We start from the raw sequence: 22,278 nt of genomic DNA, 5'->3' as shown, positions 1-22,278 counted from the left end.
GACATTGCCTACTTCTGGACTTATGTCAATGCCCATAAGTTATCACTGTCAACATTGGAGCCTGTTATGAACACCGTTGCAAATGAAGTCGGAGCCCATCCAGTCCCTAACCATCAGCGCGTGCAATCGGCGCATCATGCCATCGCAGACCAGCCGAGATCGACAGCGTCCAAACGGAGCCTGGCGATGATCCACCTCATCGGTGGAGTGGTCACATTCGGCCTGGCCGCGTCTCCGGCGCATGCAGGCGAACTGTCAGCCATGGCGGGGGAGAGTATTCACATCGGCGGTTTGCATGGCGTCTTCTACTACATCGACGAAAATGACGGTTATCGTGTGGTCGCTACGATTGCGGAAGGAGAGGCCGGAGTGCCGGTACGCTTCGCGGCCACTCTCGCCGAAGGGCAGTCGGCTACGATATCCGTGCCGGGAAAATTCGGCGGGCCTGGCCAGAGCTTTGAGATGTCGCGCTCGGGCGACAAGCTTGTCGTCACCAGGGCGGGATCGGTGTCCAACCAGCCGAGTGGGGCCATTGGCGAGTAATGGCCTCATCGGGTTGCAGGGCGTGCGCTACATCTCCCTTTGCGCGCCCGAAGGCGGCAATCCAACATAAAGAAAGAAGTGATTTCCATGAACAAGACCAATTCAGGTGTCGCTCTGGTGACGGGAGCATCCTCCGGCATAGGGCGCGCAACGGCCAAGGCCCTACAGAAGGCTGGCTTTCGCGTGTTCGGAACCAGCCGTCGTGGATCCGCAGAAAGCTCTGACGGCATTACCATGCTGGCCTGCGACGTCACCGATGACGCGTCCGTGGCGAAACTCGTCGATGACGTGCTGGCCGAGGCCGGGCGCATTGACCTGCTTGTCAACAATGCCGGCATCGGCCTGTTCGGCGGCGCAGAGGAGTCCTCGACGGCCCAGGCCAAGTCGTTGTTCGACGTGAACGTCTTCGGCGTTTTCCGCATGACCAATGCGGTCCTCCCGACGATGCGCCGACAGGGAACGGGCCGAATCGTCAATTTGAGCTCGGTGCAGGGGTTCATCCCGGCTCCCTATTTCGCGCTCTATGCGTCGACCAAACATGCCGTTGAAGGCTATTCTGAATCGCTCGATCACGAGCTGCGCCCCTTCGGAATTCGCGTTGTCTTGGTCGAGCCCGCCTACACCCGCACGTCATTCGAAGATAATCTTGCCAGGCCGGATCAGTTGCTTGGTATCTATGACGCTGCACGCGCTGACATGACCGTAACCGTGCGGAAAGCGATGGAAAAAGGCGATGCACCCGAAGTGGTAGCCGAGACGGTTTTGAAAGCAGCAACCGATCCTGCGCCGAAGAGGCGGTATGCGGCGGGCAAAATGGCGCGCCAGGTCAGTTTCCTGCGCCGTTTCGTGCCCGAGTCCGCATTCGACAAAAGCCTGCGAAAGCAGAACGGGCTGCCGGTGTGACCAACACGGTTCCGTTCGACGGGCGCAGAGGACCGTAGCGATCTCTTACAACGCTGATGCCCACCCATGCGAAACTCGGTAATCGCGGTCGCGATCATGTCGGCCCGCTTGGCCGTGTCTGGAAGACACGCGGCTCATGGTCCGGGATTAAAGCCAGTTGGTTGTTTCTGCGCCTTGTGAGCAGATACGTGTACGCCGGGCCCGTTCAGCCCATTACCGGACTGCCGATCGCCTGCCTGATCTGACGAACGTCGCGCGCCGGCGGTGCACCGAACTGCCTGAGATATTCGCGGCTGAATTGCGAGGCGCTCTCATAACCGACCGCGAAGGCCACATCGGATGCCCTATGGTCTCCAGCAAGCAACAAATGCCGCGCCTCCTGCAGCCGGAGCTGTTTGTGATACTGCACCGGGCTTAGACCGGTTATCGCCAGAAAATGGCGATGCAGGCTGGCTCGGCTCATGCCGCTCACATCGCAGAGCGCCTCGATGCGTAAGTGCGTGTTGTGATTGTCTCTGATCCACGTCACCGCGCGCCGGATACGGCTCAGCGCACCCTCGGGTTGGGCGATCTGGCGCAACAGGCGGCCCTGCGGACCCTGCAGGAGACGATAAAGCAATTCACTCATCACCGGCGCCAGCCGCGGCCTCGGCCGTAACATGGCGCTGCATCTTGCTAAACGCGGAGTCCACATCATCGGCACCTACCGCAGCGGCGCGACGGAAGCCGAGGCCCTGCGCCAAGAGATCGAGGCGCTGGGCGGCAAGGCCGCCATGCTGGCGCTCGACGTTACCGATACGGCGAGCTTCCCGACATTTGCCGCGAAGGTCGCCGAAACACTGAAGAACACTTTCGACCGCGAGCGGTTCGATTTTCTCGTCAATAATGCCGGCAACGGACTTTTTGCCAACTTCGCTGAGGCGACCGAAGAGCAATTCGAATCGTTGGTCACGACGCACCTGCGCGGACCGGTCTTCCTAACCCAAAAGCTGTTGCCCCTCATCACGGACGGCGGGCGTATTCTGAACGTGTCGTCCGGCTTCGTGCGCTTCACGCTGCCCGGCTACAGCCTCTATGCGGCGATGAAGGCTGCAGTCGAGGTACTGACCCGGTACATGGCAGTCGAGCTTGGTGCGCGCCGTATCCGGGTGAACGCAATCGCGCCCGGCGCCATCGCGACCGACTTCGGCGGCGGCGCTGTGCGCGACAATGATGGTGTTAACGCCTATGTGGCGCAGGGCATTGCCCTCGGTCGTGTCGGGCTGCCGGACGATGTCGGCGGCGCTGTGGCCGCCATCTTGTCCGATGACATGGGTTGGGCGAACGGCACGACCTTCGACATCTCGGGCGGGCAACTGCTGTAGCACCGCCCCGACATCCCTGTTCCTTGCCCACCTCAAGAGATCATCATGCCCGAAACCAGCCTCACGCTCATCAGCCATCCACTTTGCCCGTTCGTTCAACGGGCAGCGATCATCCTTCTGGAAAAGGGCGTGCCGTTCGACAGGGTCGACGTACGGCAACGCGCGACTCGGGGATCTGCTCCGATACACACGCAATCCCTCTGTAGGTGCCCTGCTACGACCTGCCACCCGGCACGACCACGACGTCGGCAGCCTCCTTTACCGCCAATTCAGCCATAGCAAGTGCCGCATCGCGGGTCCTGGCGGCGGCGACGAAACGGCCATTGTGGCAGAAGCTCGCGCCCTCCACACCACATGCCGCCTCCAGATCGCTATTGCTCAGCCCAGCCCAGGCCGCAGGAAGATCGGCCCTCGCCTCAAACCCGTCGTCCCCCCGGCGGATCGTGGTCAGGCACCAATCCTTGTCGCGCGGGTGGACCACGAACAGCAGATGATCGGCGCCTGCTTTCGTGATGGCAGGCCGAAACGGCATGCCCATGGGAAGCTCGAGAACACGCCCCTGCCCCGCAGCGGCAATGGCTCGAGACACAACAGCTTCGGCCCGCAATTTTGCGGCACTGCGGGCGATGCTGGCCTCGACGAAACTGCGGGCGATCGACAGGGAAGCATGGAACGCGCGGTCTTCGGCCGCAGGATCAGTCTCGTCGAAATCCGGCTTCAAGGTTTCCAGCAGAGTTGGCAGCGTGAGCCCCGCCAGCGGCCCCGAGGGGCTGAGCGCACCATTGTCCACCAGATCGATTGGGAGCACAAAACTCGCATCGAACGAGGCGTGGACCGCTTCAATATCGGCTTCGGGAAGTTTCGAGGAGGCAAGATAATCACGGCCGTAATGCTTCCAGATCAATCCGAACGAGCTGTAGGGTTGGCCATCCTCGCGCAACGGTGCGCCGCGCTGATGGTGATCGTAGATCTGTGCTGCCGCGTCATAAAGGCCACCCACATCGTAGATGATGCGGTCCGAGCCAGCCGTGATCCATTCCGGCGCTCTGCTGCGGATCAGACGCGCCTGCGGAAAAAGCCGTGTCAGGATGACGCTGGACAGGAGCTCATCAGCATGGAAGCCACCGGAATGGGTGACGAGGAAATCTGGGATCATGCCGGGATGTGCCTTATGTTCGCGGAAAAATCCGCTTGCGGTTGGCCCCCTGATAGCTATTGCCAGATATCAGTTCAACCCGCATCCGCACATCGGGTGCGTCGGGATCCACGGGCAGCACGGCTGCGGAGGTTGTCGGTAACTTCACTTCCGGCGAATTATCCGCGAAGCTAGCGGTTCGTATCGCGGCGAGACCACGCCTCAGGAGATGGCCAGGATCTCAACCTCTCGGTCGCCCACGCTCACGACATCTCCAATAGCCTTGCCTATGAGAAGCCTCGCTAGGGGAGACACGTAGGAGATTGATCCGGCCTTTGGATCTGCTTCGTCCTCCCCCACGATGCGATATTTCTGCAGCCGCCCGTCCTCTCGACGGAAGCTCACAGTGCTGCCGAAGGCAACCTTCTCCGTCGAGGTCGGGGCAGGTACTAGTTGGGCTGTGCGAACGCGCTCGGCGAAGTAGCGCAGATCGCGCAACGGGATCGCCGCTTGCCGGCGCCGTTCATTGACATCTTCGATTTTACTGGCAGCCTCGTAGGCCTGCCGGGCTTGGTTGAGCTGCAAATCCAGAGCCTGCAGCCCCGCCTCCGTGACAAGGTTTAGTTCTGCGGAAATCGCACGAGCCGGCAGCATGGTTTCCGAAGCGGTTTCGGCACTGTCTTCTTTGATGAAAGCGACGCTCAATTTCAAAATCCCTTGGACGCAGTCAGAATTGTCCCGCATGGATGGGGCCAATACAGCAGTTTAGCCCCCCGGCAGGCGACTAGCATCCACGTCAACGGAGCGTCCATTGACGCTGGCGACATGGTCCGCAACCGTACGCCGTAACACGGCGTACATGTCCTGCTCGTTGCCTTCCCAAGGCTCTGCGGCATCGGCCAAAGGAACGCGGAAAGCGCGCTCATTCTCGATAGGCGAATACACATAACCCATACGCGCCTGAAGCAGGCATATGCCTACGACAGGGATGTCCGATACGTCAGGCGGCAGGACGCTCATCTGGAAATGGCCTTCCCCGCTATAGACCTCTTCGATCGACTGATGAGTTTCCTCACCCCATTTCAAATTCGGGAATTTGTAGGTGTACACACCGGTACTACCGAGATAGCGATGTTTTTGGGCAGTGGCTCCGAGGACGATCGGGAACCCACCAATATGCGGCCCGAGATCCTTGCTGGTCAGCATCCGGTCCATAAAGCAAGATCGTAGATCGCTTGCGAAGAGAGGTCCGTCGGCAACTGTCCTAGCCTTATCGATCAAGTCCCGAAATGGCTCGTCATCCCCAATCGCGCAAATGTCAGGCACATCCAAGGCCACGCCATTTCTTATACGCAAGAGGCTGGCCTCTGAGGCATGGCTTGCCACAAGATAGTCGGTCCCCCACCGGCCGAGGATTGCTTCAAAAGTTCGACAATTCCGGCCAGATCGCTATCGGCTGCCAATCGCCGAGCTTTCCGAATTTTCACCCCGGCAGGACCGGCAAGACCAGCAAACGCAACCGAAATACGGTTTCCTAGAGCTGCCAGCTTCAGTTGCCCTGGCATGTTATCAGGGCCTAGTTCCCCTGGATTGTCTATTTTTGTGTCGCTTAGCAGAAGGATTTCAGAGTCGCGGCGCTGCGCAATGATAATGGTCATGAGAATTCAGACGGCTCCGGAACGCGACAATAGTTTGAGCTCTTTGCAGTTGGGATACTCAGGAGGAATGACTTCGAGCTGTTCGCGCCGGCCCTAGCGCATTTGTGCGATCCATCGCAATACACCGAGCGCGGCTTGATAGGTGCGTTCGTCGCGGCAATAAATCAGTGGCGGACGCCCGTCGAGCTTGCCATCGACCGGTTGTCTGACCACCCGCGCTGCGCTGTCTCCGAAGAGCTTCCTGGCCTCCCCGTCGAGCTTTGATCGCCACTCGGTGGCCACGCGGTCCGTTCGGCGCGCCTGTGCGAAGTTTCTCAGGGCCTCTTCTGCCAACCCCTAACCTGTGATGTTTGCCTCGGCAAGATCGAGCGGGAGAATGCCGCCCTGTTCGGCAACCGGAGTTCGCAGGAAGTCGGGTAGATCCTGCTCATTCAAAGTCTGTTCCGAAAGCCTGATCATCGATTGCCGACGATCGTCTGCTTTATCCGCTTCCCGTTTCTCTTTGGCCTTCGCCTCGTTCGACAATGCCTCCTCGATCGCGCCTTCTGCAGGGAGGCCGTATAAGCCGCGGGGTGATGCGCTGGTTCGCAGGAGCAAGACGTCGAGGAGTTTCTCGAGGTCGTTGTCGATCGCATTATCGGCTACGAAGGTTTCTTTTCGTGCCATTCCGCTCTTTGTGTCGATCACCTGCCACCAGGATTCGACCGTCATGGACCCGCGAGCTTTTTCTGGAATGTTATCCAGTATTCGCGAGACAAGGCTTGAAATCTTGTCCGCCCTCTCGCGTTTGCTCCGCTCGGCAGCTTCCCAGCCGCGCCATCGATCTGCCAGGCTGGACGTCAACGCAAAGGAGAGATGTTGCTGTTCTGTGAGGCCCGCCTTGGTCAAAGCTTGGAGGAACCGGTGCACTGCTTCCCAGGGCGTGAGGAACTCCGGGTCGAGATTGCGCGCTGCATCAGCAAGCACTTTGGTGAGCTTAACAAAGTCGCTTTGGATATATCCCTCTTCAACAAGGCGGGAGACGATATGGTCAGTAGCAAGGAAGCGTTGGTGATGGAGCCTTGGCCGCAGAATTGTGGCAAGGACAACTGATCGCCAAGTCTCTGGGCGGACCGTGAAGCAGCCTGTACCGCCGATCTCGACTCCAAGGTGCTGGCGCAAGCCGAGGTAGCGTAGGGCGGGAAGATCCTTGATGCGCAGCTTCTGCTCGCCGGCGCTCCGGCGAGTTCGATCATATGCTTCCATTTTGCGCCGTGCGGCGGACGCCAATCGTCTGGCACAAGCTTCTGCGTCGCGTTGTTCACGGAGACGAAGGTCGTCTATCGCGCGTTCGATCCTGACATTGAACAGCCACTTTCGCGGCGCCGCCGACAGAACAGCTTGGCGCACTGCGTCGGGTGTCGCGTTCCTCGGCACTGAGGACATGTCAATCTCGACGGCCGCTGTTCCCAGCCTGCGCAGGCGCCCAATCTTTTCCTCTCCACACGGGTGGGTCACGGCGATCTCCACGAAGAGTTCCAGCGCACCAACCTGGAGGAGGAGATCCGGTATCACTTCGATGTGCTCGCGGTGTTCGAGCGTCGCACGATCGACTGCGATCTCGCGTTCTTCAGCAATCAGGAGTTCATATGTACCATGCGCAGCGAATTGGCGGGGAATCGTTAGCCGCAATTCGTTTCGTATTATCTCCTTGCAGAGAAGATGAAGCGCCGTCTCGGCCCCCCCCCCGCCGCAGGCAGGGCCCTGGTGAGCGAAATGCGCCGCTTTGAGATCATCTTTGAGGTTTGCTATGAGAGTTGCCTTGCAGTGGGGACAGATCAGCCCGCAGGCAAGGCCGCGACGAGCCACCGAAATATGGACCAGCCTCTCGTTTTCCCGATCCAAGCCGTAGACGAGGCGCGCACTATCGCTGCCGAACTTTTGGCGGACCTCAGGGTCATCGTGGCCGAGATGAATAGACATTGAGCCGGAACTCCCTCCGTGCCGGATCCAGTACATTGGCTGTTCGCGGCGCCGCTGGGGTCAAAACAATCCCTCCGCCTATGCAAGTTCGCTATAGAGCGGCACGGTCGGGGCGTGTGCGTCGATCACCTTGACGACAGTGGCGGCGAGGGGGAGATTTCTCTTCTCAGCCTCCCACGCTTGACGAAATCGTTGGACGGTTTCGGCGGCGGTATCGAGGACGAGCTTTTCCGATAGCAACGCCTTGGCCGCCATATGCCGAAGCTCATCAGCGTCGAGCTCGGCCATCTTCTTTGTTCGCGAGAAATTGAGGGCGGCCGTATCCTCGCCCTCCATATAAGGAACGGTCGACACTAGGTCGTAGGCTGGCGAGAGCGCAGCCGTTCGTCGGTCCGGATAGATCAGCGACCAGTTCTTGAGGTGCATATCGCCATTGCCAATCAGCGCACTGAACACGAGGCGCCGGATAAACTCGGCGGCGCCGGCATCTCCAGCCTCTGTGCCGATGACGCGTGCGATGTTTGCGTAGCTCGCGCGCTTGTATTTGTTGTCCGGAAAGACGCCGAAAACCTGCGCAAAGTCCTCGGTGTGGACAGGGCCGTCGACGGTTCGGTCGAAGCGGCTGACAGCAAGCGCCTGTCCCTTTAACTCGCCGATGCCGTCTGGAATGCCGGCGATCGCATCCAGATCGATCAGGTTGATGATCGGCACCTCCATGCCGATCATCCCGGCGATCATCATCATCGAAAACTCGTTTTCTGGAACGCCGGCGAACTGCTGAGACGGCAGCTTCACGATCCAGGAACCACCAACTCCTTCGGCGGGAATGGTCAGGCCCCCGCCCTTGCCGGCGTTCTGGAACGCAGAGAACTTGAGTTGCACACCAGCGAGCGAAAAGCGCAGCGCATTAGGTTTGGCATTCTCCGGTAAATCCTCGTCGGCGCGACGTGGAAGGGCGTCACCGGCCGCGGGATGAATAGACAGCGCTCCCGGCAGATCTAGGCCAAGCACCCATAGCAGGAAGAATTCGCGTTGCTGGTTGACCCCGGCCCGCTCGGCGAGATAACGCCGCAGCCCTCCCTCGGGTAGCAGGTTCGAGAAAAATGGTGGCACAACCCGCTGTGTCGGGCGAATTTTGGTAATGAGGCCACCCAGATCGTCTTTGAACGAAAGGCTGAGGGTCGGCCGATCCGGGTTTTCGACATAGTCTTCGTTGAAGGCAAATATCGTCCGGTCGCCCTGCAAATGGGTTAGCGTGCCGATGGGCTCACCGTAGAGTCGCACATCGAGAACCGAGACGTCAGGCATCGTCGTCACCTTCGTCGAGCGAGTAGGCAGCCCGTGGTTCGGCTGAACCGCCATGGGCGATCGAATTGCGTAAACGCTGCAGGTTCTGCGCGATGTCACGGACTATGGGTGCCGCTTGGTCGCTCGCCTGATAGCGCTCTAGCCGAGCGATCAGTTCGCGCACGAGCTGCATCTCTTGATCGTTGAGATTCACCCGCCGCAGGAAACGCAGCGTATCCTCGACGCGGTCGAGGTCGGCCGAGCTTCCGTAGAGTTCCTTCATCTTCTTGACCAGCCGTTCAGCGCGGGCGAAGCGTTTGTCGTTGGGCTGACCCGCATGAATATGCATGTTGGGCGTTGCCTGCGCCTTGACCAGGCCTAGGACCGCGGGCACCAGTTTCTTCGGCACGAGCATGAGCTCGAGATCGAGCGCGCGGGTTATGTCGATGAAACTTGATAGCCCAGGCTCCATCTTACCGCTCTCAATTTGGGAAATATGGCTCTGCGTCAGCCCGGCTCGCTTACTGAGGGCGCGCTGACTAACGCCTGAGGCCTCGCGGACCTCGCGTGTTTGCGCGATCAGCCTTTCGCTCTGGTACGCCATGATACATAGTCCTAGATCAAATGGTCCCAACGATCAGGATAATGTATCTACCTTGACATGCCACCGCCGTCAACGACGTTGATTTAGGATAGTGATCATCAAACGTCCTCCGATATAGGATCATGCATCACTCAACATTTCCTCGTTCGCAATGAGTGACACTCTTCGGACGGGTGGACGCATCGCCGCCAAGCCGACAAGTCAGTTGCGATCCTCGATAGAGCGCCGCTACCGTTTGAAACGCGGCATAGTTCCAGAGCAAATCGTTTATGGTTTTTTGTGGCTGCCGGTCGTGTCATCCAGGAAGGCCTCCTGCCACATCTCGATACGCGACCGGAATTGGGCTTCGACTTGGATCTCCACCGAGCGCCTCCCCGTAGTCATAGGACGCCCCAACCTCGATAACGTCCCCTCCCCGTCATCTCCCGCACTCCAAGGTCAACCACAAGATTGAGCGCCCCGCGCGGAGTTACCTTTGCTGCCTTCGCGATCATTGCCGCGGAAACGACTGGACGAGACAGGACAAGCTCAAGAACATCAGGAAGGCTACTCGATGACCGACGATACCTCAGGCGACGCTCCATCTGATCCTTCGCTTGGCCGAGCCGATCGAGCTCTTTCATCCCGGCGTCGGCGGCGCTCGACAGTGCGTCAAGAAACGCGATGAGTCTGGTGGTGTGCACAGGCGAACGCCGCGGTTCTGTCGCAAACTGAATCGCAACTTGTTTCCAGCATGAGAGCTCGTCGATTATCCGGGAGTTCTCGATGTTCAAGGGGCGTCATTTCGATCGATCAGTGATCCTGCTGTGCGTACGCTGGTGCCTGACTTACAATCTGAGCCTACGCGATCTGGAGGAGATGATGGCCGAACGCGGCCTGAACGTCGATCATTCGACCGTGCACCGCTGGGTCGTTCACTTCTCGCCTCAGCTTCTGGAGCGCTTCAACCGGCACAAGCGGAGCGTCGGTAGCAAGTGGCATATGGACGAAACCTACATCGAGGTACGCGGTCAGTGGACGTATCTTTACCGTGCCATCGACGGTGTCGGCGACACGGTCGAGTTCTTGTTCAGCGAAAATCGTGACCTGCTGGCAGCCAAACGCTTTTTCCGGAAGGCATTCGCGCGCCACGGCCGACCGGAGCGCATCGTCATCGACGGCAGCCAGACCAATCATGAGGCGATCATTTCTTGCGATGCCGAAAACCGTCTGCGGGATCGATCGCGACGTTCACTAAAGCCGATCCGCATTCGACGGAGCAGGTATCTCAACAATCGGATCGAACAGGATCACAGGCGCATCAAGCGCCGAGATCATTCTCTCGGGCATCGAGATGGTGCACATGATGCGCAAACGACAGGCGAGGTTTGCCCGCAATCCACGTCCGTCAATCGCCGAGCAATTCGACATCCTCACCGCCTGACCCTGCGGACATAGCTCCTCTCGTGACCACCAGCAGGATTTGCGACAGAACCGTCGAAGGCTGGCGCTTTTCCTGATATCGGGGCACCGGCGATGGTGGTCACGGCAAAATGTAGGCGGCGGCTGTTCGGCCGGCTTTCGATTGATGTCAGGATTGAGATTCTTGGTCGGCAGCATGCGTGGCAAGCGCGATAGAAATGGTTCTCATTGCCTACTCCTTTGGTTCACGACGCCGTTCAAATTTGCGGCGTCAACCAATTGGATGCTGGATTTCGGCAAAGGTTCCCTTCTCGCTTGAAGATTTCCGGTGCCTAGTGTTCGGTTTTCCGACGAATGTTGTGATGTTGGTAAGTTGCGGCCTATCTTTGCAGAATTTGCCAATCCGACGCTGACGAAAGTGACGTCGCCGAAGCGGTATGGCTGGCCGCAAACGACACCCCGAACCGGCAGCGCTATCCGGCAGGTTCGGACGCCGTTGCCTTGCGCAGGTCGCCGAGCCGCCACTGGATCAGGAAACGTCAGGGCTGGAAGCGGACGAGCGAGAAGATGAACGGGCCGGCCAGGATCACGGCGACGGCGGCGAGAAAGAGAAGCTGCCAGACGTAGATGTTTAACCGTCGCCACAAGGGCTGCGCCTCGATGTAGCGCCACCATTCTTCCCGTTCGTCATTGCCGCAAGGCACCCTTCGTCACCTTTCGGTTGCGACGGAAACGAAGATTTCCAAGGGGGTGGATTTGGGTGGGACAAAAACAGGCAAAAACTCCAATAAAATCAGAGGCTGAAGTTGGTGCCTCAATTCTGACAGCCTAGCGTTGTCGGTTGCGGTAGAGGGACATTGCCGAGATTCGGGCTGAAGTGATGGAAGGTTACAATGGGAAGAGTTTACACTGATTACTCGTTCGATTCCGTGAATGGCTATCTCACTATAAATACAGATGTTAGCGATTACTACGATGACAGTTATGTTGAGGCATATTGGGAAGACAACAGTTACTTTCACGAAAGCTTCTACGATTCCACTTCATTCTCATTTGAATTCGATGTTTGGGATGGAGGTGTATTTGCGCACGACATCTCCGTCGAGAACGATTTCACTGGTGAAATTGAGACATACTCCGAAGACTACCACGTATACGTGTATGCCTCAGCAGGACAGTCGATCAATGGCAGCGGCATCCGGGACATCGCGTTTGGAAGTGATTTCAACGACGTGATTTCGCTCGGCGCGGCAAATGACGACGCCTTCGGAGGTGCCGGCAACGATTACATCGACGGCGGCAGCGGTGCCGACGTTATGCAGGGCCAAACCGGCAACGACATTTATATCGTCTCGTCCACGAGCGACCGGACGATCGAGTATGCTGGCCAGGGCACGGACATCGTCCGAGCCTTCACGCATTGGACACTGAGTGCGAATATCGAGCGGCTGGAGTTGCAGGGAACTGCTAACCTTGTCGGAACAGGCAACAGCCTGAACAACACGATCGTCGGCAACAGCGGTGCAAACACGCTACGGGGTGCAGCGGGCCACGATTACTTGACCGGTGGTGTCGGAGCCGACACCGCGTATGGCGGGACAGGCAATGACACATATGTCGTCACCTCCACCAGCGACCGAACCATCGAACTCGCCGGTGAAGGTTCGGACGTGGTCAGATCCTCTGTCAATTGGACATTGGCCGCGAATACTGAACGTCTCGAGCTGCAGGGCACGACAAATCTGGTCGGAAATGGCAACAGTTCGAACAACGCGCTCATCGGCAACGGCGGAACCAACGTCCTACGCGGCGCTGCTGGTAACGACTATATCGTCGGCGGTGCGGGTAAGGACACATTGGTAGGTGGATCTGGCAACGACACCTTCTTTTTCAACGCTGCTTTCAGTGTAAACAACATCGACAAAATCACGGATTACAATCCGGCACAGGACACGCTCCAGGTCGAAAATGCAATTTTCACCGGCCTGGCGGCAGGTTGGCTGGCGGCAGCGGCATTCCACATTGGCAACGCTGCGCATGATGCCAACGATCGCATCATCTACAACAGTTCGAACGGAGACCTGCTCTTTGACCGAGACGGCACTGGGAGTGCGGCTGCGATGAAGTTTGCGACTCTCTCACCAGGACTTGCGGTGTCGGCCGGAGACTTTTTCGTCGTCTGATCTTATTGGCGAGGCTTATAGACGCACACTTCTGACGCCGGCTTTCCAGGTCAGCTTTGCGTGGCCTGGGCATCGCGACCGCAGGCGACCATTTTGCCGTTGGCGCGTGCTTTCGCTGGACGTGGATGCTGGCCCGGAAGCTAACGTCAATAATGGAACAGGCAATGCCCTCGACAACGTGTTGGAGGGGAATTCCGGGAACAACATCCTTGATGGCAAGGCCGGCAACGACACATATGTTGTGTCGACGGTGATCGAACAATCGAACTTTCCGGTGAAGGCACCGACACGGTGCGTTCCGAAGTCTACTGGATTATTGCAGCCAATGTCGAGCGGCTGGAGCTTCTTGGCCCGGCCGATCTCACCGGCAACGGCAACACGCTCAACAACACGCTTGTCGGCAATGACGGCAAGAACATCCTGCGTGGCGGGGCCTGCAACGACACGCTGAACGGCGGCAATACTCGCCTTACGCACATCATGGGAAGACCGGCTGTTGCCGGTCATGGAGGTGATGATTGGCGTCGACGCGCACGTCGAGGACGGAACGCGATCTTTCCTCGACGGTTTCGATCTGGTCCCCATTGATCGCATAGTTGCAGAGGGAGCGGTAGCAATCCGGAGGAAGCATCGCATCAAACTGCCTGATGCGATTATTTGGGCATCCGCTGAGACGAATTCGATGGTGCTGGTCACCCGAAACTCGAAGGACTTCCCGGAAGCCTCTCCGAGTGTGCGTATCCCTTACAAGTTGTAGCCCGGTGGGTTCAAGGATGAAGTGCGATTTGCGATGGATGCACAAAAGCGTGGGTGGCAAATTCAGGCGTAAGCAGATTCGCCAGACGCTACGGAGTGTTGAGATACGGCGTCGAAAACGATTCTCTGACACAATCCTCCTCCATCCCGGTTTTGCAGGGTCACGGCGCCGCCGTAGCGCTCGATGATTTCCTTGGCGATGGCAAGGCCGAGGCCGGCGCCCGGCACGGACTGCCTGCGTCCGGGATCAACCCGAAAGAATGGCTCGAACGCCTTGTCCAGCAATTCCGGCGGAATGCCTGGCCCCCGGTCGGTCAGGCCTAGCATTGCTTTCCCGTTCGAGGCGGTAAGCGCAACGCTGCAGCCGGCTCCATGGGTGGCAGCGTTGATCATAAGGTTGCGGATAGCGCGCCGCAGGCCAAGAGCGCCGGCCCGCACCGAAACCGCCTCAAGGCGTTCGACCGTGACGTGATGTCCGAGCGTTTCCATTTCAGCAACAATGTCACGGACCAGTTTCTCAAGCTGGACGGTTTCGACATCGTCCTGATCGACTTCCTCGCGCACCAGCCGGATAGCGCTGTCGGCAATACGGTCGAGTTCATCGAGATCGTTGAGCCATTTTTCGCGTTCATCTTCGTCGAGGAATTCAACGCGCAGGCGCATCCGCGTCATGGGCGTGCGCAGGTCGTGACCGGCGGCAGCGACCAGCCGCATACGGCTTTCCATAGCTGTCTTCAGTCTGGCAGAGAGCTGATTGAGTGCGCGTGCCGTTGCTCTGACCTCGCCTGAGCCATCCTCCGGCAGTGGGGCGAGAACGCCATCCGGTCCGATCTTGGCGACAGCCGCCTCCAGCATCTCCAATGGCCGGGTCAGCACGGCGGTGAAATAGAGGGATACGGCGGTCGCCCCCAATACGATCAAGGTGATCCAGCCCGCGAGCACGATCCAGCCACGTTGAGGGGGCGAGAAATCGGGAATGTTGACGAGCATCCAGCGGTCGTCGGGCAGCCTGACGGAAGCCACCATGCGACGCTTGCCGACGACACGCGTCACGACAGCCGGAAGCTCCAGGCCGTCATTATGCAGGATCTCGTTGAGCACACGGGTATGCTTTGGATCTTCAATGCCGCCGGCGGGATGATCCGAGAGATCGATCTGGACCCGCTTGAGGCCCGGCAACTCGCCAGGAACAAGTTGCACCAGAAGCCGTATCTGGCGGGCGACAGGTTCCATGATCACTTCAGGACGTGGCCCGCCCATGACACTGATGGCAGCAGCCGTCGCCAGGCCGACAACACCGACGATGGATGCGACGAGAAGCAGGATGAGCCGCCGGCGCAGCGAGGTCATAGCGGCTGCTCCGACGTTTCCACGCGGGCGGTGATTTGGTATCCACCATTGCGCACGGTCTTGAACAAGGGCGCATCTGCGGTTTCGCCAAGCTTGCGGCGCAACCTGCTCATCAGCACATCGACGGAACGATCGAGCGGATCGCGCTCGCGACCCTGGGTCAGGTCGAGCAACTGGTCCCGCGACAGCAGACGGCCCGGCCGCTCCAGAAACACCAGCAGCAGATCGAATTCTGCACCGGTAAGGTCCACGGTCGCGCCTTGCGCGTCACTCACCTTGCGGGTGTCCGGCTCCAGTGTGTGGTTGGCAAACCGGTAGATGAGCGCACTCGGCGCAACGGCTTCGTCCGATCCCGAGCGACGCAGTACCGCCCGGATGCGGGCGGTCAGTTCGCGCGGGTTGAAGGGCTTGCCGAGATAGTCATCGGCGCCGAGCTCCAACCCGATGATGCGATCCACATCCTCCTTGAGCGCGGTCAGCAGAATGACGGGGATATGTGGCTTGCGGTCACGCAGGCCACGGCAGATATCGAGCCCCGAACCGTCGGGCAGCATGACGTCGAGAACGATCAGGTCGAACTGGCCGGCGCCGAGCTTCTGTTCGCATTCGCGCCGGTCTGCCGCCGTCGAGACGCGAAAACCCTGACCATCGAGATAGCGCCCGAGAAGCGTCCGGATCTCGCGATCATCATCAACGACAAGGATGTGAGGTAGTGACTGCATGATATGCCCAGCGCCGTTTGGTGTTTCAGTGCTGATTATAGGAGAGCAGACGGCGAGAGGGACGAAAATTTGCAACTAAGTGTTTCCGGCCGGGATGCGGAAACCTTCGGAAACAAATCTCCCCTTTGCAGAAATCTTCGGCAACACGCCGACGCATAATGGAAAAAACTACTTCCTATCCTCCTGTCATCCGAAGCACGCAGGAAAGGATTACATCATGCGAAACACGCTTTTTGCACTCGGTCTCTTCTCGGTCGCGGTCATTCACCCTGCATTGGCGCAGCAGGCCGATTTTGGGCAGACACCTGACGGTGACTTGCCGGTCGTTGCGCTTCAAGGTGGCCCGGACAATTCTCCCATGCATCCGCCTGCTCCAGGGCGGCCGATGAGGCATGGGCCGGACGATGCCGACGGTTGGCGCGGCCCGGGAAATGCTCATTTCGGCCCCATGCGTATGGGACCACCGCGTGAGTTCATGCTGGCGACAAGGCTTTCGGCAATCGAGACCCGTATAGGCATCCGAGCAGAACAGCTTGATGCGTGGCGTGATTACACCAGCGCGCTGCAAGCTGTTTTGGCTCCGCCGCGCCCCGGCGATTTCGTTCGCGGCCCCCAATCGGGAGCGGACGTCCGGAAGGATCCCTTCGCCCGTGACGAAAGGCTGGCCGACGAAATCGGCAAGCGTGCCGCCGCAGCCGAAAAGCTCAAGGCAGCAATCGCGACGCTGCGCACCACATTGATGCCTGAACAGCTCGAACAGCTTGCCTCGGCGAACCGCATGGACCGGCCGCATGGTCCGCGTGGCGGTTTTCCCGAGGGAGCAGCAGGTCGACCGGATGATGGCGGGCGCTCCCCAAGCCCAGTCCCGCCCATCGACGGTCAGCCCTGACCTGCTGCACCGGCCGGCTCGCGGGGCCGTTGGCGGGCCGGCCGGTTTCAAATGAATGGAACAATTTCAGCTCCACAATCGGCCATATGAGAGAGGAAACTTCCCATGTGGGAAATGTTCTTGACGCTGCGACTGCTTATGGCGGTCGCGCCGGGCTCGCCTCGTCGTGGTACCGCCAAGACAATCCAGCCCGTGCAGGCCTTTACCGGCGCAACAAGACTGGCCTTCGGCGCGTGGCGACTTTCACTCGACATATCCGATCATCAACAGCTCCATCCGGCGGACGGCGACAAGATCCATGACCATAAGATCATCGCATAAAAGATATCTGGCGCTGGCCGCTGTCGTCCTTGCAGTCGCAATCGTCGCCCTTATCAAGGCTTACGGCCGTGGCAATGCCGATGTGACCGAGGCCGCAGCGCCTGTTACAGCGCAGGCCGCATCTCTGACCGTCGCGGTTGAAACGGTGAGCAGGGACAAGATCGCCTCGTCCATAACCGCCACCGGCACCGTACAGGCCTGGCAGGAAAGCATCGTCGGCTCACCGGCCAGCGGCCTGCAATTGGTGGAAGTTCCGGTCAGCGAAGGCGACCGGGTCACCGAGGACCAAGTCGTTGCGAAACTGGACGATGCCCTGCTCAAGGCTCAACTTGCCGAGCAAGAAGCTGCTGTTCAGCAGGCACATGCGACGCTGGAAGCGGCCGAGAACGCCGCGGCGCGTGGGCAGAAGCTGCTTGCCAGCAAAGCGATCAGCGCCGAGACCGCAGAGGAACGCGCCACCACCGTCAAGACGGCCACCGCCCAACTCGCACAGGCGCAAGCCGCAGCCAACCGTATTGCCGTCTCTCTCGCGCAAACGGAAATCCGCGCGCCTTTTGACGGCGCGGTTTCTACGAGGCCGGCGGTCGTCGGCTCCATTGTCCAGTCCGGCACGGAATTGATGAGGATCATACGCGACGGCAAGGCCGAGATCGCGGTCCAGGTTCCCGACAAGGACCTGTCCCGGATAGCGGTGAACAATGAAGCGACCATAACGGACGCCTCGGGAAATACCCTGTCGGGCAAGGTTTCGTCCATTGCCGAGAAGATCGACGCAACCACACGGTTGGGTCTCGTCTATGTCTCGCCCGAAGACAATTCCGGCCTCAAGTCCGGCATGTTCGCCCGCGTATCGATCACCACCTCTTCCACCGATAGCCTGAATGTTGCTGAAAGCGCCCTGATCTGGCGTGACGGCAAGCCGAACGTCTTCATCGTTGGTGAAGACGGCAAGGTGACCGCACTAAGCATCGAGACCGGAAACCACCGGGATGGCCGTGTGGCTGTAACCAACGGTTTGGCCGGCGGAGAAAGCGTCGTCGTCTCGGGTGCGGGTTTCCTCAACGACGGCAATCTTGTACGCGTCGCTGTCATTGACGGTGAACAGACTGCATCCAACACCGGAACAGCCCAATGAACGCCATCTCTTCCTGGTCGATCCGCAATCCGGTGCCGACCATCGTCCTGTTCCTGTCGCTGACGATCGCCGGGCTCTATGGTTTCATGCAGCTTCGCACAAACAATATGCCCGACATCGACCTGCCGACCGTCACCGTGACAGTGTCGCAGTCTGGAGCGGCGCCGAGCGAGATGGAGGTGCAGGTCGCGCGCGTCATCGAGAATACGGTGGCGAGCCTCGAAGGCGTGGACGATGTCTCGACCTCGATCAGCGAGGGCTCCTCCACGACGACCATCCAGTTCACCCTCGACACAGATCCCGAGACGGCCACCAACGACGTTCGCAACGCCGTTTCGACCGTGCAGTCCAGCCTCCCGGCGGGCGCGACGGAGCCGGTCGTGTCGAAGGTCAACGCCAGCGGCAGTTCGGTGCTGACCTTCGTGGTCGATGCCCCCGCAATGTCGCCCGACGCGCTGAGCTGGTATGTCGACAACGATGTCGCCAAGGTATTGCTCGGTGTCGACGGCGTCTCCAAGATCACGCGTTCCGGCGGCGTCGACCGTGTCATCCGCGTCGAACTCGATCCCGACCGGTTGGCCGCCCTCGGCATCAGCGCCGGCGATGTCAGCCAGACACTGGCCTCAATCAACGTCAATCAGCCGGGCGGCCGCACCAGCATCGGCAGCCAGGAGCAGTCGGTGCGCACCCTGGGCAGCGTCTCGACTGTCGAGGCACTGGCCGACACCCGCATTCCGCTCACTACGGGCGGCAACGTCCGGCTGGCCGATCTCGGCAAGGTGACCGACAGCTGGGAGAAACCACGCCAGGCAGCCTATCTCGACGGCAAGGAGGTCGTCGCCTTCAATATCTACCGGTCTGTCGGTTCGAGCGAGGTCGATGTGGTCAAGGCCGCGCGCGCTTCGATCGCCGAGATAGGCAGCACGAACCCGTCCGTGAAATTCACCGAGGTCACATCCTCCTCCGATTTCGTGCTGGAAAGCTACGATGCCGCGTTTGAGGCATTATGGCTCGGCGCGCTGCTGGCGGTGGGCGTGGTCTGGCTGTTCCTGCGCGATATCCGCGCGACGCTGGTTTCAGCCGTCGCCATGCCGCTGTCACTGATCCCGACTTTCGCCGTCATGGCGCTGTTCGACATTTCGCTCAACAACATCACGCTGCTCGCACTTTCGCTGGTGGTCGGCATTCTGGTCGACGATGCCATCGTCGAGATCGAAAACATCGTCCGCCACATGCGAGAGACCGGTCAGAGCGCCTATCAGGCAGCACTTGAGGCCGCCGACGAGATCGGTCTTGCGGTGGTGGCAACCACGGCCACCATCGTTGCCGTATTCCTGCCTGTGGCCTTCATGCCCGGCATCCCCGGCAAGATATTCTTCAGCTTCGCGGTTGCGGTTTGCGTTTCGGTGCTGTTTTCCCTGCTCGTCGCGCGCACGCTGACGCCGCTGATGGGCGCCTATCTGGTGCGCGCCGGTGGCCATAGCGAAGACGATACGCCAGCCTGGGTGCCGACCTATATCTGGCTTCTGCGTGCAGCGCTCAGCCATCGCTGGATCACACTTATCGCCGGCGTCGCCTTCTTCGTCGGGTCTATGTCGCTGGCGACGCAACTGCCGACGGAATTCATGGCGGCGACCGATCGTGGCCGTTCGATGATTTCGGTCGAATTGCAGCCGGGATCTACGATCGAGCAGACCATTGCCGTGGTGAAGGAGATCACCACGCGCCTTGAGAGCGATCCGGTAATCGAAAGCATCTTCGCCACCGTCGGCACTGCTGCCCAGTCCGGTGGTGGACCGAACCGCGGCTCGTCCTCGGCGGAGGTACGCAGCGCCAATGTGACCGTCAATCTGAAGCCGCGGGACGAACGGAGCGTTTCCCAGCAGCAATTCGAAGCGGAAGCCTCGCCTAAGCTCAACGATATTCCCGGCGCGCGGATACAGTTCAGTGCCGACGGCTCTTCGGGCGCCAAGGTGTCGATCACGCTGGTCGGTGACAATGGCGACGTGCTGCAGAAGACCAGCGATACGCTGATCGAGCAGATGAAGTCGGTCCCCGGCCTGATGAACCCGACCTCGACAGCTGCCGCGACCAAGCCCGAGCTGATCGTTCGGCCCGACGACGCCCGCGCCGCCGAACTCGGCATCACGGCGACCGAGATTGCGCAGACCGTGAAGATCGCCACGATCGGCGATACCGACACAAGCTTGCCGAAATTCAATCTCGGCGACCGGCAGGTCTCGATCGTGGTCACCTTGCCGGACGGCGCGATAGACGATCCCGCCAAACTTGCCATGTTGCCGCTGACCGGCACGAAAGGCACCGTGCCGCTAGGCTCGGTGGCCGACATCAGCTTCGACGCCGGCCCCAACGGCATCACGCGGGTGGACCGCAGCCGCAGTGCCACTATCGAAGCCGACCTCTCCGGCATCACGCTCGGCGAAGCCACATCCGCCATCCGCGCACTGCCGGTGATACAGAGCCTGCCCGATGGCGTTCACGAACTGGCGCGAGGCGACGCGGCCCGCATGCAGGAATTGTTCACCGGCTTTGCCACGGCGATCATTGCCGGCATCCTGCTGATGTATCTGACGCTGGTGCTGCTTTTCCGCAGTTTCGTGCAGCCGGTAACAATCCTTGTTGCCCTGCCGTTGTCGGTTGGCGGCGCGCTCGGCTTCCTGCTGATCGCCGGCAAGGCACTCGGCCTGTCGGCCCTCATCGGTCTGCTGATGCTGATGGGCATTGCCGCCAAGAACTCGATCCTGCTCGTCGAATACGCGCTGATCGCCGAGAAGGAACGCGGCATGAGTCGCATCGAAGCGCTGCTCGATGCGGCCAGAAAGCGCGCACGGCCGATCGTCATGACGTCGATCGCTATGGGCGCCGGAATGCTACCGATCGCGCTCGGCATCGGCGCCGATGCCGAGACGCGCGCGCCGATGGCTATCGCGGTCGTTGGCGGATTGCTGTCCTCTACCGTGCTCAGCCTCGTCTACGTTCCGGTGGTCTACACCTTAATGGACGATATTCAGCGCTTCCTAGGCCGACATCTTGGCAAGCTGCTGGTGGAGAAACCCAATGGCGAGACCGTTGAGGGACACGGCTAAAAGGACAACGGTCGGCGCGATCCCCTGCCCTGCTGGTGTACCCTCAGGAAAGCAGCATCCTTGCCGCCGTGATCGCCAGGAAGAAGGCGAAGGCAAGCTTCAGGTAGCGCGGGTTTAGCGCATGGGCGAGGCGCGCGCCCAGCGGAGCAAACAGAAAGCTGACCGGTGCGATGATGGCGACCGCCGGCAGGCTGACATAGCCGAGGCTGAGCGGCGGGCGCCCTGCAATCTCGAGACCGGCCCAGATGAAGCCCGCGACACCCGGAAGAGCAATCAGCAATCCAAGCGCCGATGACGTGCCGACGGCGCGGTGGACCGGAAAGGAAAAGCTGGAGAGTGTCGGCACGGAGAGCGTGCCGCCGCCGATGCCCATCAGCGATGAGATAAACCCGATGACGGTAGCGATCGCCCGGTTGATCCAGCCGCTCCTGGGAAGATGATCCGAGATCACCAGGGTCTTCGGGATCGCCATGTTGATGGCGACCAATATGCCGACGACGCCGAAGACGAAGCGCAGCCCGGAACCGGGAATATACTTCGACATGATGCCGCCTATCAGCGCGCCGATGAAGATGGTCGGCCCCCAGAGCTTCAGCAGCGATCTGTCGACATTGCCGCGCTTGTTGTGCGCCCGCATCGAAGAGATCGAAGTCGGAATGATGACGGCCAACGATGTGCCGACCGCAAGGTGACTGATGACGGCCGGGGAAAACCCGAAAAGCGTCAGGCCCCAAAACAGCACCGGCACAATCACAATGCCACCACCGACGCCGAGCAGTCCGGCCAATATGCCCGAAATCACGCCGGTTGCGGCAAGGCCGGCAATCAGCGCAGCAATGGTCTGGCCGTCGAGCAGCGACGGATCGAGTCCTGTTCCCAAAATGATGTTCCCTAGGCTAGCCGACCGATCTGGACCCTGAAGGCAATAAGCAGATGCCGGGAGATTGGCAACTGCAGT

Annotated in this window: 22 protein-coding genes and 3 pseudogenes; 12 read left to right on the top strand and 13 right to left on the bottom strand. The window is 59.9% G+C overall.

Annotation, left to right across the window (positions count from 1 at the left end):
* Positions 1-186 precede the first annotated feature (186 nt).
* Together WBQ96_RS02895 and WBQ96_RS02890 are read left to right on the top strand one after the other, a co-directional pair.
* Positions 187-543, top strand: coding sequence for a hypothetical protein (locus WBQ96_RS02895; RefSeq protein ID WP_336546612.1), 357 nt, complete (start codon positions 187-189; stop codon positions 541-543).
* Between the two features lie 87 nt (positions 544-630).
* Positions 631-1,446, top strand: coding sequence for an oxidoreductase (locus WBQ96_RS02890; protein ID WP_336546613.1), 816 nt, complete (start codon positions 631-633; stop codon positions 1,444-1,446).
* A gap of 205 nt (positions 1,447-1,651) precedes the next feature.
* Here WBQ96_RS02890 and WBQ96_RS02885 read toward each other — a convergent pair.
* Positions 1,652-2,092 (bottom strand): annotated as a pseudogene (locus WBQ96_RS02885) (helix-turn-helix domain-containing protein); the annotation flags it as partial.
* A gap of 13 nt (positions 2,093-2,105) precedes the next feature.
* Here WBQ96_RS02885 and WBQ96_RS02880 point away from each other — a divergent pair.
* Both WBQ96_RS02880 and WBQ96_RS02875 read left to right on the top strand, forming a co-directional pair.
* A complete protein-coding gene (locus WBQ96_RS02880; RefSeq protein ID WP_336546614.1) occupies positions 2,106-2,810 on the top strand; it encodes an SDR family NAD(P)-dependent oxidoreductase in 705 nt (234 codons plus the stop codon).
* Between the two features lie 45 nt (positions 2,811-2,855).
* Positions 2,856-2,963, top strand: a pseudogene (locus tag WBQ96_RS02875) (glutathione S-transferase N-terminal domain-containing protein); the annotation flags it as partial.
* A 61-nt stretch (positions 2,964-3,024) separates the two neighbouring features.
* Here the strand turns inward: WBQ96_RS02875 and WBQ96_RS02870 are convergent.
* From WBQ96_RS02870 to WBQ96_RS02835, 8 genes are all read right to left on the bottom strand, one after another.
* On the bottom strand, positions 3,025-3,966 hold the full coding sequence (locus WBQ96_RS02870) for an MYG1 family protein (RefSeq protein ID WP_336546615.1): 942 nt from the start codon (positions 3,964-3,966) through the stop codon (positions 3,025-3,027).
* 201 nt (positions 3,967-4,167) lie between these two features.
* Entirely contained in the window at positions 4,168-4,650 is a 483-nt protein-coding gene (gene greA, locus WBQ96_RS02865) for a transcription elongation factor GreA (RefSeq protein ID WP_165121018.1), read from the bottom strand.
* 60 nt (positions 4,651-4,710) lie between these two features.
* Positions 4,711-5,160 (bottom strand): hypothetical protein, encoded by a 450-nt coding sequence (locus tag WBQ96_RS02860; protein ID WP_336546616.1) that lies wholly within the window; start codon positions 5,158-5,160, stop codon positions 4,711-4,713.
* A 131-nt stretch (positions 5,161-5,291) separates the two neighbouring features.
* Positions 5,292-5,603, bottom strand: a complete 312-nt coding sequence (locus tag WBQ96_RS02855) for a hypothetical protein (protein ID WP_165121020.1) — start codon at positions 5,601-5,603, stop codon at positions 5,292-5,294.
* Between the two features lie 336 nt (positions 5,604-5,939).
* Positions 5,940-7,565, bottom strand: coding sequence for a hypothetical protein (locus tag WBQ96_RS02850; RefSeq protein WP_336546618.1), 1,626 nt, complete (start codon positions 7,563-7,565; stop codon positions 5,940-5,942).
* A 78-nt stretch (positions 7,566-7,643) separates the two neighbouring features.
* Positions 7,644-8,873: a type II toxin-antitoxin system HipA family toxin gene (locus WBQ96_RS02845; RefSeq protein ID WP_336546619.1), complete on the bottom strand. Its 1,230-nt coding sequence runs from the start codon at positions 8,871-8,873 to the stop codon at positions 7,644-7,646.
* Positions 8,866-9,456, bottom strand: coding sequence for a helix-turn-helix domain-containing protein (locus tag WBQ96_RS02840; protein ID WP_165121023.1), 591 nt, complete (start codon positions 9,454-9,456; stop codon positions 8,866-8,868). The genes WBQ96_RS02845 and WBQ96_RS02840 overlap by 8 nt, the downstream gene beginning before the upstream one ends.
* 380 nt (positions 9,457-9,836) lie before the next feature.
* Positions 9,837-10,229, bottom strand: a complete 393-nt coding sequence (locus WBQ96_RS02835) for a helix-turn-helix domain-containing protein (protein ID WP_336546620.1) — start codon at positions 10,227-10,229, stop codon at positions 9,837-9,839.
* On the opposite strand from WBQ96_RS02835, the pseudogene WBQ96_RS02830 reads away from it, so the two are divergent.
* Positions 10,222-10,879, top strand: a pseudogene (locus tag WBQ96_RS02830) (IS6 family transposase). The gene WBQ96_RS02835 and the pseudogene WBQ96_RS02830 overlap by 8 nt on opposite strands.
* A gap of 517 nt (positions 10,880-11,396) precedes the next feature.
* Here the strand turns inward: WBQ96_RS02830 and WBQ96_RS02825 are convergent.
* Entirely contained in the window at positions 11,397-11,561 is a 165-nt protein-coding gene (locus tag WBQ96_RS02825) for a hypothetical protein (RefSeq protein WP_336546621.1), read from the bottom strand.
* Between the two features lie 189 nt (positions 11,562-11,750).
* On the opposite strand from WBQ96_RS02825, the gene WBQ96_RS02820 reads away from it, so the two are divergent.
* From WBQ96_RS02820 to WBQ96_RS02810, 3 genes are all read left to right on the top strand, one after another.
* Entirely contained in the window at positions 11,751-13,040 is a 1,290-nt protein-coding gene (locus WBQ96_RS02820) for a calcium-binding protein (RefSeq protein ID WP_336546622.1), read from the top strand.
* Between the two features lie 291 nt (positions 13,041-13,331).
* Complete coding sequence (locus tag WBQ96_RS28280) at positions 13,332-13,628, top strand: hypothetical protein (RefSeq protein WP_165116865.1); 297 nt, start codon at positions 13,332-13,334, stop codon at positions 13,626-13,628.
* On the top strand, positions 13,546-13,797 hold the full coding sequence (locus tag WBQ96_RS02810; RefSeq protein WP_165116867.1) for a PIN domain-containing protein: 252 nt from the start codon (positions 13,546-13,548) through the stop codon (positions 13,795-13,797). The genes WBQ96_RS28280 and WBQ96_RS02810 overlap by 83 nt, the downstream gene beginning before the upstream one ends.
* A gap of 62 nt (positions 13,798-13,859) precedes the next feature.
* On the opposite strand, the gene WBQ96_RS02805 is transcribed toward WBQ96_RS02810, so the two are convergent.
* Positions 13,860-15,146 carry an ATP-binding protein gene (locus tag WBQ96_RS02805; protein WP_165116869.1) on the bottom strand — a complete coding sequence of 429 codons (1,287 nt, stop codon included), beginning with the start codon at positions 15,144-15,146 and terminating at the stop codon, positions 13,860-13,862.
* The gene (locus WBQ96_RS02800; protein ID WP_165116871.1) at positions 15,143-15,868 is read right to left on the bottom strand and encodes a response regulator; all 726 of its coding nucleotides are present in this window, start codon (positions 15,866-15,868) and stop codon (positions 15,143-15,145) included. Before WBQ96_RS02800 ends, WBQ96_RS02805 begins: the two co-directional genes overlap by 4 nt.
* Positions 15,869-16,085: 217 nt before the next feature.
* Between WBQ96_RS02800 and WBQ96_RS02795 the strand changes: the two genes are divergently transcribed.
* From WBQ96_RS02795 to WBQ96_RS02780, 4 genes are all read left to right on the top strand, one after another.
* Positions 16,086-16,757 (top strand): hypothetical protein, encoded by a 672-nt coding sequence (locus WBQ96_RS02795; RefSeq protein WP_165116873.1) that lies wholly within the window; start codon positions 16,086-16,088, stop codon positions 16,755-16,757.
* Between the two features lie 105 nt (positions 16,758-16,862).
* Complete coding sequence (locus WBQ96_RS02790) at positions 16,863-17,078, top strand: hypothetical protein (RefSeq protein ID WP_165116875.1); 216 nt, start codon at positions 16,863-16,865, stop codon at positions 17,076-17,078.
* On the top strand, positions 17,056-18,213 hold the full coding sequence (locus tag WBQ96_RS02785) for an efflux RND transporter periplasmic adaptor subunit (protein WP_165116877.1): 1,158 nt from the start codon (positions 17,056-17,058) through the stop codon (positions 18,211-18,213). The genes WBQ96_RS02790 and WBQ96_RS02785 overlap by 23 nt, the downstream gene beginning before the upstream one ends.
* Positions 18,210-21,320 (top strand): efflux RND transporter permease subunit, encoded by a 3,111-nt coding sequence (locus tag WBQ96_RS02780; protein WP_336546623.1) that lies wholly within the window; start codon positions 18,210-18,212, stop codon positions 21,318-21,320. Before WBQ96_RS02785 ends, WBQ96_RS02780 begins: the two co-directional genes overlap by 4 nt.
* A gap of 43 nt (positions 21,321-21,363) precedes the next feature.
* Here WBQ96_RS02780 and WBQ96_RS02775 read toward each other — a convergent pair whose 3' ends face one another.
* Positions 21,364-22,206 carry a sulfite exporter TauE/SafE family protein gene (locus WBQ96_RS02775; RefSeq protein ID WP_376767700.1) on the bottom strand — a complete coding sequence of 281 codons (843 nt, stop codon included), beginning with the start codon at positions 22,204-22,206 and terminating at the stop codon, positions 21,364-21,366.
* Positions 22,207-22,278 lie beyond the last annotated feature (72 nt).

The organism is Mesorhizobium sp. CCNWLY176, assembly GCF_037153935.1.
GTDB classification, from domain to species: Bacteria; Pseudomonadota; Alphaproteobacteria; order Rhizobiales; family Rhizobiaceae; genus Mesorhizobium_M; species Mesorhizobium_M zhangyense.
This window is presented reverse-complemented; position numbering and strand designations above follow the sequence as displayed.